Source organism: Kribbella sp. NPDC004138 (genome assembly GCF_053603655.1).
Genome location: NZ_JBSGFZ010000001.1, coordinates 36,286 through 50,601, shown reverse-complemented (window position 1 = coordinate 50,601; position 14,316 = coordinate 36,286). Strand labels below are relative to the sequence as shown.

Here is a 14,316-nt window from a genome sequence, read left to right as displayed (position 1 = left end):
GGGAACGGACCGCTGACGTGGCATCCGCCATGTCAACGTACCGCGTCGGTATGAACTCGCCGCCGGGCGATATACGACCAGTAACTGAGCGGTTTCATCGTGTGACCACGGCGTACAGGTCGAAAAGCCCGACGACGAGGACCAGGCCGGCCGCGATCCGCAGGATGTTCTGATGGCCGAGAGCGTGCACGGCGCCCCCCTCGGAGCGGCGGTAGACGGCGCTCACCGCGGCCCAGCAGCCCAGCGCCAGCACGAGAACGACGATTCCGAGGCCCGTCCGGACCTCCGACGAACCGTGGCCGGAGGCAAGCAGCAGGACGCCGTTGGCGATCAGTCCGAGCGCCGTACGCCGCCACGCGAGCAGCGTCCGCTCCGGCTGCCGACCGGGATCGGGTGTGCTCATCGCCACACTGAGAACAACAGGCCGATCAGTCCGACCACGGCGATCGTTGCTCCGAGCATCAGCGGCAGCCTGGTCACAGGGAGTGCGCCGCCGCGACGCATCGCGGTCAGGTTGAGCTGCCAGCGCCGGAAGGCACCCGCGGTCGTGACGATTCCGGCAAGGACCAGAACGATGCCGATGATCCGGGCCGGCCAGCGGTCCGGACCGAGGTCGAGGAACTGGACGGCGGACAACCCGCCCGCGTAGCAGGCGAGGGAGGTCCGCAGGTACGCCAGGTACGTGCGCTCGTTCGCCAGCGTGAACCGGTAGTCAGGCTCTTCTTCCGTCATCCGCAGGTCACCAGACCGTGGTCCTGTTTGAGGATCAGCACACGACGCACGCTACTTGTCAGCTGCGCGGCGAAGGACTCGTCCTCCTCCGCCTTCTTGACCAGAGCCGTCACCATCGTCGCGGTCAGCCCGGCCTTGGCGTTGATGACGATGTCGCCGCCGGCCGCGACGAACCGGGTCGCGCGCTCCCCCACCGGGACCGACGCGACCTCCGCGGCGGCTCCGACGTCGTCGGTGATCACGACACCGCGCCAGCCGAGATCGCCGCGCACCATGCCCTGGATGACGGTCGGCGAGAACACCGCGCGGTTCTTCGGATCGATCTTGGTGTACGTCACGGTCGAGATCATCACCATCGACGCACCGGCCTTGATCCCTTCCGCGAACGGCCGCAGGTCGGCGTCGCCGCGGACCGTGACGTCGTCGACGACACCGGCCGAGAAGTCGGTGTTGCCGCGGACGCGTCCGAGCCCGGGGAAGTGCTTGACCGAGGTCGCGACACCGGCGTTCCGCATGCCCTGCACGAAGGCCCGCACGCCCCTGCTCGCTTCCGCCGGCGTGTTGCCGTACTCACGGTCCAGCTGGCCGATCGGTGCGTTGCTGGACTTGAGCGAGCTCGGTACGACGTCGGCCACCGGCGCGAGGTCGACGGTGACGCCGGCCTGCTTGAGCTGGCTGCCCCACTCCTGGGCCTGCGCGGTCAGCTTGGAACTCGACCAATTGCCCTGCACCGTCGCGGCCGGGATGCGATCGAAGCCGGGGCCCTTCAGGCGCTGGATCTGGCCGCCCTCCTGGTCCGCGGCGATCAGCGGGCGGATGCCCTTCACCGTCGCGGCCGAGGTCACCGCGGCCATCGCTGTGCGGGTGTGCGAAAGGCTGCCGCTGCTGCCGATCAGGAAGACGCTGCCGGACTTCTGCTGCTGTACGACGGCCTCCTGGGCGTCCGACATACCGTCGGCGTTGATGCCGGTCATGATGAGCTGCGCCGCCTGCTCGCGCAGCGTGAGGGCCTTGAGCTTCTGGTCGACGCAGTTCGCGGTCGTCGGCTTCGACGACGGGGGCGGCGCGGACGTCGATGCTGTGGGCGACTCCGTGGCGGTGGTGGGCGGCACGCTCGGTTCGGCGGTCGTCGGGATCGACGAGGACGGCACGGTGCTCGGCCCCGCGGTCGGGGTTCCACTGTCACCGCAGCCGGTCACAGCGAGGGCAGTCAGCGCGATCAGCGCGACCGGACGCCTCATCTCAGGTCCGCTCCCACGCCGCACGGTCGACGGTGTCGCCGGAATGCCGGGCCAGTGTCGCGCAGACGTCGTACAGGTGCTCGACCTGCTCGGGCGTGAGCGCGTCGAAGATCGCCTTGCGCACCTCCTCGACATGGCCGGGCGCCGTGTCCACCAGCTTCTGCCGGCCGAGCTCGGTGAGGATCGCGACCTGGCCGCGACGGTCGGACTCGATGCCCTCGCGCTTCACCCAGCCGTTCTGCTCGAGCCGGTTGACCGCGTGCGACAGCCGGCTGCGGGAGCCGAGCGTGGCGACCGCGAGCTCACTCATCCGCAATCGGTTGCCCGGCGCCTCGGACAGCCGGACGAGAATCTCGTAGTACGTGTGCGGGATTCCGGCGTCGCGTTGCAGCTGCTGCTCGATCCGGCTGCTCACCACGCGCTGCGCCGCGATGTACGCACGCCAGGCGTGACTCTCCTGCTGATCCAGCCACCGGGGTTCCACCATCCCCGCAGCGTACTTGCTGCCCGAGCTGGATCAGCAGTACGGCGGCAGCACACACCAGCATGCCGACGACGGCGAGTCCGCCGATCGTCTCGTGGAACAGCAGGAACGCGAACACCATCGTGGTCGGCGGCACCAGGTACAGCAGCGAACTGATGCGCGTTGCGCCCGACAGCTTGAGGTTGACCAGGTACAAACCCCAACCGCCACCAGTTGCCAGCAGCACCAGCCAGAACACCGCACCGTAGAAGCCTGGAGCAGCGGGCACGCTCATCCGGCCGGTCGACGCGGCCAGGGCGGCGAAGAGGATCGCTGACACGAGACTCTGGACCGCCAGCGCATCGAGCGACGTCGTGGCCGGCTTGCGGAGCCGATCGAGACACGTGCCTGCGACCAGGCCGAGCAGGCCGCCGATCGGCAGCAGGAAGAGCAGCGCCGAGCCGTGCCCGGCGTGGAGGTCATCGGCCACCACCAGAGCGACGCCGACCAGACCGAGGAGCAGCCCGAGCCACTGACGCCTGCTGACGCGCTCGCCGAGCAGTGGTCCGGCGACGGTCGCGATCAGGATCGGCTGCAGCGAGCCGATGAGTGCGGTGACACCGGCCGTGATGCCGTGGTCGATGCCGGTGAAGATCAGTCCGAGGTACACGAACTGGGTGAGGAAGGCCATCCACACCTGGGTGACGAGGTCGCGGCGGGAGATGCGCGGCCGCCGGATCGCCAGCACCGCGGCGGCGATCGCGCCCGCGACGAGGAACCGCCAGGCGAGCAGGTCGAACGCGTTCGTGTACTGCGTACCCCAGCGGGCGCCGATGAAGCCACAGCTCCAGAACACGACGAACCCGGTGCCGGCGGCCAGCGTGAGCACCTTCTGCGTGGTCATGAGAAGACGGTAACCACACCGGTCGGTATACTGTCAGTATGCTCGACCAGCAGGTGAGACTGATCGTGGACAGGGAGATCCCCGTGGCGCCCCGGCTGACGCCGGCCGGCGAGCGGATCCTGGCGGCCGCGTCGACGATGTTCTACGAGCAGGGCATCCGGACCGTCGGGGTCGACGCGATCGCCGCGGCGGCGGACGTGACGAAGAAGACGCTGTACGACCGGTTCGGGTCGAAGGACCGGCTGATCGCGGCGTACCTCGAGCGGCGGGACCGCGCCTGGCACGAGTTCCTGGACGAACAGCTGACCGCGCGGAACCCGACCACGCCCGAGGCGGTGATCCTGGCGTTGTTCGCCGCGCTGACGGACTGGCTGGCCGGCTCGCGCAACGGGTGCGGCTTCATCAACGCGAGTGTGGAGCTGGCGGCGCCGGACCATCCGGCGATGCCGGTGATCGTCGGGCAGAAGCGGTGGATGCGGGCCGAGTTCGAGGCGCAGGCGCGCGCGGCGGGATGCGCGGACTCCGGCGAGCTGGCCGACCGGCTGCTGCTGCTCCACGAGGGCGCGCTGGTCAGCTACCGGGTCGCCGCAATGACGTCGGCGCCGGAGGTCGCGGCCCGGGCGGCGGCCGATCTGCTGGCGGGGTGGCCGCGCAGCTAGGTGTTGCTTCGCTTGGTGATCGTTAGGCCGACGAGGCGGGAGACGACCATCGCGACGTACCCGAGTCCGGCGAGCTGTTCGAGCATGACCACCGAGCGGCTCCAGGACGTGATCGGGACGATATCGCTCAGGCCGGTGCTGGACAGTGTGGTGAAGCTCAGCAAGAGCAGCTCCATCCAGGTGCGGTCGTCGGCGGGGTCAACGGCCGCCGTGAAGCTGCCCGGTACGAGAACCTGGACGAACACGTACAGATAGGCGAAGCCCCAGGCCACCAGGGTGAAGGTGGCGCCGGTCGCGAAGAGCTCGTCGACGCTGACGTCATGGTCCGAGAGCATGTAGCGGAGCAGGCTGTACGCCGCGTAGAAATAGAAGGCCGCGTGCAGCGCGCCGGAGATCGCGACCACCGGCTCGGTCGGGTTGAACGCGTCGAGCAGCGACAGCGCCACCGCCGGGATGCCCAGGCAGACGCTGACCCAGGTGAGCCCCGGGGTCGCGCGGACCGAGAAGACCGCGAGCACGAGGACGACGATGCCGAGGATCTCGAACGCGACGCGGCCGGGGCGCGATCCCTCCATCGCCGGGTAGACGAGTACGCCGAGCAACTGCACCACGAGCAGCACGGCGGACGGGTTCCGCCGGGCGTGCGCGAGAACGCTCATCGGGATTCCTCGCGGGAGGCGATGATCGCGGCGCGGCGGGCCAGCCGGTGGCTGCGGCGGATCTCGGCCTCGCGCAACCGCCGCCGGTCCTCGTCGGTCTCCGGCACCACCTGCGGCACCTCGCGGGGCTTCCCCTCCTCGTCCACGGCCACGAACACCAGGTACGCCGACGCGACGTGCACCTGCGGGCCGACCGCGTCCCAGCGGTCGGCGGTGATCCGGACGCCGACCTCCATCGAGCTCCGGCCGGTCCAGTTCACCTGCCCGCTGAAGTGCACGACGTCACCGACGCGCACGGGGACGAGGAACACCATCTCGTCCATGGACGCGGTGACCGCGGCACCACCGGAGTGACGGGCGGCGACCACGCCGGCGACCGAGTCGACCAGCGTCATGATCACGCCGCCGTGCACGGTGCCGAGCAGGTTCGTCTCGTTCTGCGCGGTGAGGTGCGACAGCGACAGCCGCGTCTCCGAGGTCGGCCGCGACGACGGGCTGCTGGACATGCGTACTCCTTGTTTCCTGGACCTGGGTCTGGGGCTGGGTCTGGGTCTGGGTCTGGGTCTGCCGCACAGTATCCCGACGGCTTGTCCACAGGCATGGATTCGCGTGCTCCGGCACGCCCCGATCCTCGTACCTTCTCTGCCGACTTCTCTGCCGACAAGGAGGTCCGACGATGCCCACCGACACCACCGAACATGCCCAGAGCAACGACTTTCCCGAGACCAGCTCTCCCGACCCGGTGCTGCCGCCGTTGTCCCGGCGGCAGGCCGATCGGCTCGTGCACCTCGCCCTGCGCACGGCCGCCGACCTCGGCGTCGCCGTTTGCTACCAGGGCGGCGCCGCGCTCGTGCCCGCCGACCGCTCGGCCGACACCCCCGTGCTCGGGCTCAGCAACCTCGCGCGCATCCTGTCCCGCTTCGACGAGCACAGCTGGCCGGCGCTGATCGAGGAACACTTCCGCCAGATCCTGGAGCAACTCCGCGAAGGCCCACCGACGCCACCGGCCGACCCCGAGCGCGAGCTGATCCAGCGGCTGGTCCCGCGCGACGCGTTACCGCCCGATTGGACCGCGGATCGGCCCGACTTCCTGCCCGGTCTGATCTCCGTGCCGTCCACGCAGGCCGACGGCATCGTGACGATGTACCTCGAGCCCGCCGACCTGGATCTCACCTGGTCCGACGCCGAGCGCTTCGGCCTCGCCAACCTCCGCCGCATCCAGGACGAGGTCGAGTATGTCGAGCACGACGACCTCCGCCTGGCCGTCGTCACCGGGACAGCCTTCGCCGCCTCCCGCGCACTCGTCCTCGACACCGTTCTCCGCGAGTCGTTGCACCTGCAGCACGCGCCCCACGGGTTCCTGGCCGCCGTCCCGGCCCGGGATACGCTGCTGCTGCACGTGATCGAGGACCTCACGGTCATCCCCGCCCTCGGTGTCCTGCTGAACGTCGCCGCCCGCTGCCACTCCCGCGACCCCGGCCCGCTGTCCCCGGACGTCTACCTCGTGAGCCCCGACTTCACCTGGCACCCCGCCACCACCGCACTCCCCGACCACACCCCGCTCCGCCTGTCCCCGGAGCTCGAGTCCTTGACGAAGCTTCTCGCCACTCGGGAGCCGCCGCCGGCGCGTGGCCGGTCATGAGGACGTTGCTGATGGCAAGCTCTCGCGGTGCCTGCGTCAGCCTTCGGGGCTTTCTCCGTCCGGTTTCTCGAAGTGGCCGGGCCAGTCGGAGTAGCGGATCCGGGTGATGGAGCGGACTTCGCCGAGGGTTGTCCACTCGTCCTTGCCCAGCCGGGCGAGGGGGCGGAGGCGATGGATGTCGGGGTGGTTGCCGTCCAGCATCGTTTCGTCGATCGCGAGATGGCGGACCTGGCCGATGACCAGAGTGCAGTCGCCGAGCTCGACGGTGGTGTGCAGGGTGCACTCGAGCGCCACCGGCGATTCCGCGACGCGGGGCACGGCGACCGTCCGGGACGGCTCGGCGGTCACGCCGATCGCCTCGAACTCGGAGACCTCCGGCGGGAAGTTCGTGCCGGAGGCGTTCACCTGCTCGTAGAGGTGCTCGGCGGCGAAGTTCACGACGAACTCACGGGTCGCCTCGACGTTGTTCAGGCTGTCCTTCCGGCCGACCGAGGTGAACTGCACCATCGGCGGCTGCACGGACGAGACGGTGAAGAACGAATGCGGCGCCAGGTTCAGCACGCCGGCGGCGGACAGGCTCGACACCCACGCTATCGGCCGCGGGACGACCACCGAGTTCAGCAGCGCATAGAACTCCCGCCGTCCGACGGCCTCCGGATTCACATCGACACGCACACCCGCAGTACATCAAACTCGGTGAATGCCGCCGGCGGCCGCACAGGGTCCGGCCGGAGGATCGCGCCGACGACGGAGCTGTGGATTGGCTGAACAACTCGACATCCTGGCCGGCGTAGCCGCCGTGGCCCGGTGCCACGGCGTCGACCCCGCCGAGGTGAAAGAGGTCGCCGGCGGGGTGGCCAACCGAGGATTCGTCCTCGGCGAGAACCTCTTCCTCCGGGTGTGCCGCCCCGGATTCGAGCCCGACCTCCTGAAGGAAACCCAAGTCGTACCCGCGGCCCGCTCCGCCGGCGTCCTCACCCCCGCGATCGTCGAGTACGACGCCACCCACCACCTGATCGACGCGCCGTACGCGGTCATGGAACGCATCCACGGCACCGAGCCCACCACCCTCCCCACCGCCCTAGCCGAACAACTGGCCCACCTACACCAACTCCACCGCGCCCCACACCTAGGTGGGTTGGGCTTGGTGGGGTTGGGTGAGGAGGGGTGGGGGGATCCGTGGAGGACGGTTGAGGAGCTTGGTGAGCGGGGGTATGTGGATTTGGGGACGGCTAATTGGTTGAGCGGGTGGTTCATGCGGCTCGCGGAGCGGGTCGACAGGAGTCGGCCCAAGGTGCTGATTCACGGAGATGTTGCCGCGCACAACCTTCTCGCCGGGCCGGACGGAGAGCTTCGAGCGCTCATCGACTGGGGCGACGCGGCGTGGGCGCCGCGGGCCATGGAGTTCGCCAAGCTGCCCCTCGCGCAGGTCGCCGTGCTGCTTCCGGACTACCTCCGGCACGCCCAGCCATCAGAGTCCGAGGAGGAACTGGCCGCCGGCGTCCTCTGGTTCCACCTGTCCTGGGCCATCGCCAAACTCTCCGCGTCCCCCTGGCCCGGCCAACGCCACTGGACCGCCCCAACCGCCAGCCGCCTGCTCAGCATCCTCCACTTCTTCACCACCACCCCACCGGCCCCCTGGTCCGGACTCACCTAGCCCGCAAAGCTGCCACCCCCACCCGAACAGGCACCACCACCCCACCCGCGCCTGGCGCGCTGCCCCTGGCGTCGCCAGCACACGTGCCGGGCCGCTTGTGGCTGGTTGTCCGGGTGGGGTTGGGCAGGGAGGTGTATCAACGGTCGGCTGTGTCGGGCTCTCGAAGGGAGGTGATGGTGATCTGAGACGAAGGCGGCGCGGATGTCAGAACACAACTCTGTGGAAGTCGAACTGCTTGCGATCGGTGCGGGGCCGTCGAATCTCGGGCTGGCGGTGGCGCTCGAGGAGCTGGCGCCTGATCTGGCGGCGGATACGCTGCTGATCGACCGCAACCCGGCGATCGAGTGGCAGTCCGGCATGCTGATGCCGTGGGCGACCAGCCAGGTGTCGTTCCTCAAGGACCTGGTGACCCAGCGGGATCCGAGCAGCAGGTTCTCGTTCCTGAACCATCTGTTCGAGACCGGCCGGCTCGACGAGTTCGTGAACATGAGCACCTTCACGCCGTACCGGGTCGAGTTCACCGAATACCTGCGCTGGGTGGCGGAATCACTCACCGGGGTCCAGATCCGGCTGGGGTGCGAGTGCCTCGGGGTGCGCGCGCGGCGCGACGACACCGGCGCGGTGACTGGGTGGGTCACCAGCCTCGCCGACGGTACGACGATCACCAGCAGGTACCTGGTGTACGGCGGCAGCCGTGAACCGAACATCCCGCCGGAGCTCGCCGGCCTGCCGCCGGAGCGCGTCGTCCACAGCACGCAGTACCGCCACCGGGTGGCGGAGCTGTCCGGCGACCTGCCGTACCGGGTGGCGGTGCTGGGCAGTTCGCAGAGCGCCGCCGAGATGTTCCGGGCGCTGCGTGACGATCTGCCCGACAGCGACATCGCGTGGCTGATGCGGTCCATCGGGCTCAGTTCGGACCAGTCCAGCAAGTTCACCAACGAGATGTACTACCCGTCGTTCGTCGACGAGTTCTTCGACGCCCCGCCGCACGCGCGGGAGCAGATCCTCCGTGAGCTGTACCGGACCAACTACTCCGTCGTCACTCCTCCGATGCTCGAGCACCTGTACGCCGACCTGTACCTGGACCACTTCCAGCAGCGCACCGATCGGCGCCTGATCACGATGGTCGACATCACCGCCGCCCACGAAGCCGAGGACGAGCTGGTGCTGGAGCTCACCGACCGGCGGACCGGAGCCGTCACCGAGCTGCGCCGCGACGTGATCTTCCTCGGCACCGGGTTCGACACCCGGATGCCCCGGCTGGTGCGGGACCTGGCCGACGATCTCGGCCTGGACCGCGTCGACGTCACCCGGCAGTACCGTCTGGACCTCAACGGCACCGGCGGCGAAGGCAGCAGCGCAGCCTGCTACCTGCAGGGTGTCAACGAGGAGACCCACGGCATCTCCGACTCGCTGCTCAGTGTGCTGGCGCAGCGGTCCGAGGAGATCTGCCGGGACATCGTCGCGCACCGGGAGCGGATCCCGGCGGCGGCTGTATCAGCCAACGGGCCGGCCGGGCTCTAACGGATGGGAATAGCCCCAGCCCGCGAGGAGAACCGGATGACAACACTCGAACTGGACCGTCCGCCCGGCCTGGCACAGGCCCGGGACCGGACGTTCACAGGTCTGCGTGCAGCCATGCCGCCCGGCGTCATGGACGAAGCGTTGCGGTGCAGCGGCCAACTTCTGGCGGAGCTGCCGCATCAGCCCGAGCTGGAGCGGAACCTGGTGCTGGTGGCGTTCGGCGGCGGCAAGGACAGCTCGTACACGCTGGCCTTCGTCCGGGCGATGCAGCTGATCCTGGACCGGGTCCACGGCCGCACGTTCCGGATGCGGGTGGCGACCAACCGGCACGCGGGTATGCCGCGTGCGGTGATGGAGAACATCGACCGCGAGTACCGCGCACTGGAACTCTTCGACGACCCGGACTGCGAGCTGCTGCTGGTGGACGGCGACGAGATCAGCGAGTTCTACGTCGACTCCCCGCAGCGCGAACACGTCGTACGGCGCAACCGGCTGGACATTCTGATGACCGGTCACCGGACCTTCGCCGACGGGCGGCCGACGTTCTGCAACTCGTGCAACCTGAGCGTCTTCAACGCGTTCGGGCTGGCCGCCGCCTACGGTGACGGCGCCGACGTGCTGATCACCGGCGACTCGCCGCAGGAGCAGCATCAGTACAGCTTCTGGGTCGGCCGGCTGGCGCGCCGGTTGCGCACCGGCCCGGCCGTACAGCCGCGGACGCGCGGGAACGGGTTCGGCCGGATCCTCGGCCAGCTCGACGACATCTCGCAGGCGTACTTCGCGGACATCCACGGGGCGGACGCCGACGACGCGATCAGCGAGCGCCGGGTGAGCACCGACGTACCGGACCGGCTGAAGTTCTTCACGGTCTACGGCGAGACGGCGTACCGGGCCGGCGACCACTTCGACATGCTGACCGGTTTCCTCGGTTTCCAGTTCGACGACCTGGCCTTCAGCTTCACCGAGTCCGACTGTGCGAACCCGGCCCTGATGGCGCACCTGCGCGGGATCAAGGCCGAGCGCGTGTTCGAGCGGTCGTACGACGAGGGCCTGGCCGAGTACGTCGAGTTCGCGCTCGGCCTGATGCGCAAGAAGGACATCCCCGACCAACTCGTGGAGATGATGCGCGCCCGGTACGACAGCCCGGACGCCCCGGCCCGGATGCGGAAGGCCGCCGAGGAGTACGCGCTGACGACCTTCGGGCTCACCGGCGATCACCTGGTCTGCATGACGTACTCACCCTTCGCCGGGCACGGCGCCGGACTGGAGCGGTTCCTGGAGCGCGAGCACCCGCACCTGTCCGACCGGCTCGACGAGATCCACAGCCTGCTGGCCGGCGCGGGCGACGACCTCGCGCTGGACGCCGAGCTCGAGCGGATCAGCGGCCTCACACCGAGCCAGTTGCGCGTGCTCTACAGCCGCTCGGTGCAGAGCGCCGCCGGCGGGACGCCGGTGATCGACCTGATCCTGGCCGGCGATCCGCACAAGGCAGTCATCGAGACCCGGCACTCCAAGGACGGTCCGGACACCTACGAACAGATTTCGGGACGGTAGCCATGGTCGTACACATCTCCCGGCTGGATCGCGACAACCTGCTGCACGAGTACGGCGTGGACACCCAGCGCCTGCAGCCGTGGCCGGTGCTGAACGCGCCCTTCGAGGTCAGCTACGCGGTCTGCCGGGCTGGAACGGTCTCCAAGCTGCACACCCACCACGAGCAGGAGATCTTCGTCGCCGTCTCCGGTGAGTGCGTCGTCGAGTGCGGCGGCGAACGGCAGCCGTTCCGCGCCGGCGACGTCTCGTACTTCACACCCGGTCAGCTGCACCGGGTGCACAACACCGGCGACGAGGACTTCGTCTTCTGCAGCATCTGGTGGGACCCGGAGATGTCCCACAAGTTCCTCGCCGAGTACGCCGGCTCGGACACCGAGCGGTTCGCCGTCGAGGCGGCCGCGAAGGTCGACGAGAACGGCCGGGCCGCCGAGGCCATCGAGTCCGCCGAGCGAGTAGGAGCCAGCCAATGACCCGACCCCTGCCGTCCGACGACGACCGTCCGGTTCTCGTCCTCGGCCCGAACCCGACGCCGAACGGCGGGATGCACCTCGGGCACATCGCCGGTCCGTACCTGGCCGGCGACGTCTACGCCAGGTACCAGCGGGCCCGCGGCCGCAACGTGATCTTCACGTCCGAGACCGACGACAGCCAGACCTACGTGGTGGCGTCGGCGGGCCGGGAAGGCATCACGCCGGAGGAGCTGTGCAAGCGCTCGACCGCGAAGATCCAGGAGGCGCTGAGCGCGATCGGTATCTCGATCGACGGGTTCGGCCCGTTCGACCAGACCTACAAGGCGACCGTGCTGCAGTACTTCAAAGCACTGCACGCGGCCGGGGTGTTCCGGCTGAAGACCGTCCGCCTGCCGTACCTGGAGCGGACCGGCGAGTTCATGGTCGAGGGCCTGATCGAGGGCGACTGCCCGGTCTGCCTGACGACCAGCCGCGGCGGGCTCTGCGAGACCTGCTGCCACCCGAACAACTTCGACCAGCTGATCAACCCGCACTCGACGATCAACCCCGAGGACAAGCTCACCTACCGGGAGGCCACCATCATGGTGCTGCCTCTCGAGGAGTACCGAGAGCAGCTGACGACGTACCACGAGAACCTCAAAGAGCACCGGCGGCCGCACGTGCGGCAGATGATCGCCGAGCTGCTGTCCCGGCCGCTGCAGGACGTGCCGATCACCTTCCCGCTGAACTGGGGTATCGACCCGCAGTTCCCGGAGGTCCCCGGACAGGTGCTGAACGCCTGGCTCGAGCTGATCCCGGCCGGCATGTTCACCACGTCGTACGCCGCCGCGAAGCTCGGCCGGGACACTGTGCCGGGCGAGCTGTGGCGCAAGGCTGCGGATCCCACGACGAACCTGCGGATCGTGCACTTCCTCGGCTTCGACAACGCGTACTACTTCTGCCTGCCGCACATCGCGATGCTGATGGCGCACGGCGACAAGTACGTCTGGCCGGAGTCGATCATCAACAACGAGTTCTACGAGCTGGAGAGCTCGAAGTTCTCGACCAGCAAGGGACATGTGCTGACGCCCGAGGAGCTGCTCGAGGAGGTGCCGCGCGACGTCGCCCGGCTCTACCTGGCGCTCACCGCACCGGAGTACCAGCGGTCGACGTTCAGCCGGGCAGGCCTCGACAAGATGGCCGCGGACCGGTTGGTCGGCCCGTGGAACCAGCTGGCCGGCGTTCTCGCCAAGGCGGTCGCGAACGCCGGCGGCGACAGCGTGCGGCTGCCGGTCTCGGCCGCCGCACGGCAGCGCGTCGCGCTCATGCGCGACCGGTTCGACCTCGGGTACGAGATGCCGACGTTCAACCTGAACCGTTCGGCGGACACGGTGCTGGTCCATATCGACCGGTTGCGGCGGCATGCGCTGACGCTCGACGGCACTGGCCTGGACGAGCAGCCGGAGGCCTGGGGCGATCTGTTCTGCGAGGTGAAGGCCCTGCTCGCGGTGGCGTCGCCGCTGCTCATCGATCTCGCCGCCGCGGCCGGTGAGGCCGGGGCGTTCGACGAACTGCCAGACGCCGGGGTGCTGGTCACCGGATCCTTCGAGCTCGCCGAGGTTACGCCGTTCGTGCCGCCGTTGCTGGCGGCCGGGACGGCTGACGCCGAGCTCGCCGGAGGTCGGTGATCCCGATGCGGATCACCGTGGTCGGCGGCGGCGTGATCGGACTGCTGACCGCGATCGACTGCAGTCGCGCGGCCGGCGTCGAGCAGGTGGACCTGTTCGACGCCGGCCCGATCCCTTCCCCGACGGCGACCTCGAACGATCGGCTCCGGGTGGTGCGCGCGCTGCATCGCGGCGAACCGGCGCTGACGCTCGCGGCCGCCCAGTCCCACGAGGCCTGGATGGAGGTCGAGGGACTGGTCGGCGCGCGGTTCTACCACCCGGCCGGGGCACTGACCGCGATGCCGGAGCCGGAGGCGGCGGCATCGCTCGCGCTGCTGACCGCCGCCGGCGCGCGGGCGTGGGGCCTCGCGCCGGACGAGCTGGCCCGCCGATATCCGCAGGTGCGCTTCCCGGCCGGTTCCGGCGCCGTACTGGAGGCCACCGCGGGCGCCGTGCTCGCCGACCGGGCCCTGATCGCGCTGGCCCGCTGGCTGGGCGACCGGCCGAATGTCCGGTTGCATCCGCACCGACGGGTCGTCGAGGTGTCCGGGAGCGGCCGCGGCGGCGTGATCCGGTTCGCCGACGGCGCCTCCGCGACCGCCGACCGGGTCGTGATCGCGGCCGGTCCCTGGTCGCGTGAACTCGTGCCGGGTGTCATCGCCTCGACGCTCACGCTGTACCGGCAGACCGTGCTCTCGTACCGGCAACCGGAGTGGGTAGGACTGCCCGCGGTGCTCGGCCTCGGCCCGGATCGCGACGCCTGGTTGATGCCGACGGTGCCGCACGCGGACGCACCGCTGCGGTTGAGCGCCGCGAGCGCCTGCCGGCCGACCCGCGAGATGACCGACCGGAGCACTCCCGACCGCTGGCGGGAACACCTGATGACCGTGTTCGCCGACGTGCTCCCGGGGTTCGATTCGGCCGCGGTGACCGACGCCACCGACGGCTACTACCTCGCCGAGCGTGCGCGCGGCGGACCGCTGCTGTCGTCGTACGGCGGCGGCAGCGTCTGGGCGTACGCGGCGTGCGGCGGGATGTCCTTCAAGTTCGCGCCCCAGATCGCACGGACGATCGCTGATCGTGCGGTGGGCGCGCCGCCCCGGCCGGTCGGCCTGGACCCGATCGACAGGCCGCGGCAGCTCGCCGCGGTCGGTGAGGAGTAGGT

The 14,316-nt window shown here is 69.6% G+C and carries 16 protein-coding genes; 8 read left to right on the top strand and 8 right to left on the bottom strand.

Annotated features, from left to right (window positions below; all coding sequences use genetic code 11):
* Positions 1–94: 94 nt before the first annotated feature.
* Genes ACWEOO_RS00215 through ACWEOO_RS00195 form a run of 5 tightly spaced genes read right to left on the bottom strand, consistent with a single transcriptional unit; the run spans position 95 to position 3,340 of the window.
* Positions 95–403: a DUF202 domain-containing protein gene (locus ACWEOO_RS00215; protein WP_359934360.1), complete on the bottom strand. Its 309-nt coding sequence runs from the start codon at positions 401–403 to the stop codon at positions 95–97.
* Entirely contained in the window at positions 400–732 is a 333-nt protein-coding gene (locus ACWEOO_RS00210) for a YidH family protein (protein ID WP_355695668.1), read from the bottom strand. Before ACWEOO_RS00210 ends, ACWEOO_RS00215 begins: the two co-directional genes overlap by 4 nt.
* Positions 729–1,973: a glycoside hydrolase family 3 N-terminal domain-containing protein gene (locus ACWEOO_RS00205; RefSeq protein WP_452141059.1), complete on the bottom strand. Its 1,245-nt coding sequence runs from the start codon at positions 1,971–1,973 to the stop codon at positions 729–731. Before ACWEOO_RS00205 ends, ACWEOO_RS00210 begins: the two co-directional genes overlap by 4 nt.
* 1 nt (position 1,974) lies before the next feature.
* Positions 1,975–2,388: a MarR family winged helix-turn-helix transcriptional regulator gene (locus ACWEOO_RS00200; RefSeq protein ID WP_363710016.1), complete on the bottom strand. Its 414-nt coding sequence runs from the start codon at positions 2,386–2,388 to the stop codon at positions 1,975–1,977.
* Positions 2,276–3,340, bottom strand: a complete 1,065-nt coding sequence (locus ACWEOO_RS00195) for a DMT family transporter (RefSeq protein WP_452141058.1) — start codon at positions 3,338–3,340, stop codon at positions 2,276–2,278. The genes ACWEOO_RS00200 and ACWEOO_RS00195 overlap by 113 nt, the downstream gene beginning before the upstream one ends.
* Positions 3,341–3,378: 38 nt before the next feature.
* On the opposite strand from ACWEOO_RS00195, the gene ACWEOO_RS00190 reads away from it, so the two are divergent.
* Positions 3,379–3,999 (top strand): TetR/AcrR family transcriptional regulator, encoded by a 621-nt coding sequence (locus ACWEOO_RS00190; protein WP_452141057.1) that lies wholly within the window; start codon positions 3,379–3,381, stop codon positions 3,997–3,999.
* On the opposite strand, the gene ACWEOO_RS00185 is transcribed toward ACWEOO_RS00190, so the two are convergent.
* Both ACWEOO_RS00185 and ACWEOO_RS00180 read right to left on the bottom strand, forming a co-directional pair.
* Positions 3,996–4,658: an ion channel gene (locus tag ACWEOO_RS00185; protein ID WP_452141056.1), complete on the bottom strand. Its 663-nt coding sequence runs from the start codon at positions 4,656–4,658 to the stop codon at positions 3,996–3,998. The genes ACWEOO_RS00190 and ACWEOO_RS00185 overlap by 4 nt on opposite strands.
* Positions 4,655–5,164 (bottom strand): acyl-CoA thioesterase, encoded by a 510-nt coding sequence (locus tag ACWEOO_RS00180; protein WP_363710012.1) that lies wholly within the window; start codon positions 5,162–5,164, stop codon positions 4,655–4,657. Before ACWEOO_RS00180 ends, ACWEOO_RS00185 begins: the two co-directional genes overlap by 4 nt.
* A 170-nt stretch (positions 5,165–5,334) precedes the next feature.
* Between ACWEOO_RS00180 and ACWEOO_RS00175 the strand changes: the two genes are divergently transcribed.
* Positions 5,335–6,300: a hypothetical protein gene (locus tag ACWEOO_RS00175; protein ID WP_452141055.1), complete on the top strand. Its 966-nt coding sequence runs from the start codon at positions 5,335–5,337 to the stop codon at positions 6,298–6,300.
* 36 nt (positions 6,301–6,336) lie between these two features.
* Here the strand turns inward: ACWEOO_RS00175 and ACWEOO_RS00170 are convergent, their stop codons facing one another.
* On the bottom strand, positions 6,337–6,975 hold the full coding sequence (locus ACWEOO_RS00170; RefSeq protein ID WP_359934379.1) for a flavin reductase family protein: 639 nt from the start codon (positions 6,973–6,975) through the stop codon (positions 6,337–6,339).
* A gap of 85 nt (positions 6,976–7,060) precedes the next feature.
* Between ACWEOO_RS00170 and ACWEOO_RS00165 the strand changes: the two genes are divergently transcribed.
* The 6 genes from ACWEOO_RS00165 to ACWEOO_RS00140 all read left to right on the top strand — a co-directional run bounded on the left by ACWEOO_RS00165 (position 7,061) and on the right by ACWEOO_RS00140 (position 14,314).
* Positions 7,061–7,957: an aminoglycoside phosphotransferase family protein gene (locus ACWEOO_RS00165; RefSeq protein ID WP_452141054.1), complete on the top strand. Its 897-nt coding sequence runs from the start codon at positions 7,061–7,063 to the stop codon at positions 7,955–7,957.
* Positions 7,958–8,176: 219 nt separating this feature from the next.
* Positions 8,177–9,481, top strand: coding sequence for a SidA/IucD/PvdA family monooxygenase (locus ACWEOO_RS00160; RefSeq protein ID WP_452141053.1), 1,305 nt, complete (start codon positions 8,177–8,179; stop codon positions 9,479–9,481).
* Between the two features lie 36 nt (positions 9,482–9,517).
* Positions 9,518–11,035, top strand: coding sequence for a PqqD family protein (locus tag ACWEOO_RS00155; RefSeq protein ID WP_452141052.1), 1,518 nt, complete (start codon positions 9,518–9,520; stop codon positions 11,033–11,035).
* Between the two features lie 2 nt (positions 11,036–11,037).
* On the top strand, positions 11,038–11,505 hold the full coding sequence (locus ACWEOO_RS00150) for a cupin domain-containing protein (RefSeq protein WP_359934387.1): 468 nt from the start codon (positions 11,038–11,040) through the stop codon (positions 11,503–11,505).
* Entirely contained in the window at positions 11,502–13,172 is a 1,671-nt protein-coding gene (locus tag ACWEOO_RS00145) for a class I tRNA ligase family protein (protein ID WP_452141051.1), read from the top strand. The genes ACWEOO_RS00150 and ACWEOO_RS00145 overlap by 4 nt, the downstream gene beginning before the upstream one ends.
* Positions 13,173–13,177: 5 nt before the next feature.
* Positions 13,178–14,314: an NAD(P)/FAD-dependent oxidoreductase gene (locus ACWEOO_RS00140; RefSeq protein WP_452141050.1), complete on the top strand. Its 1,137-nt coding sequence runs from the start codon at positions 13,178–13,180 to the stop codon at positions 14,312–14,314.
* Positions 14,315–14,316: the final 2 nt, after the last annotated feature.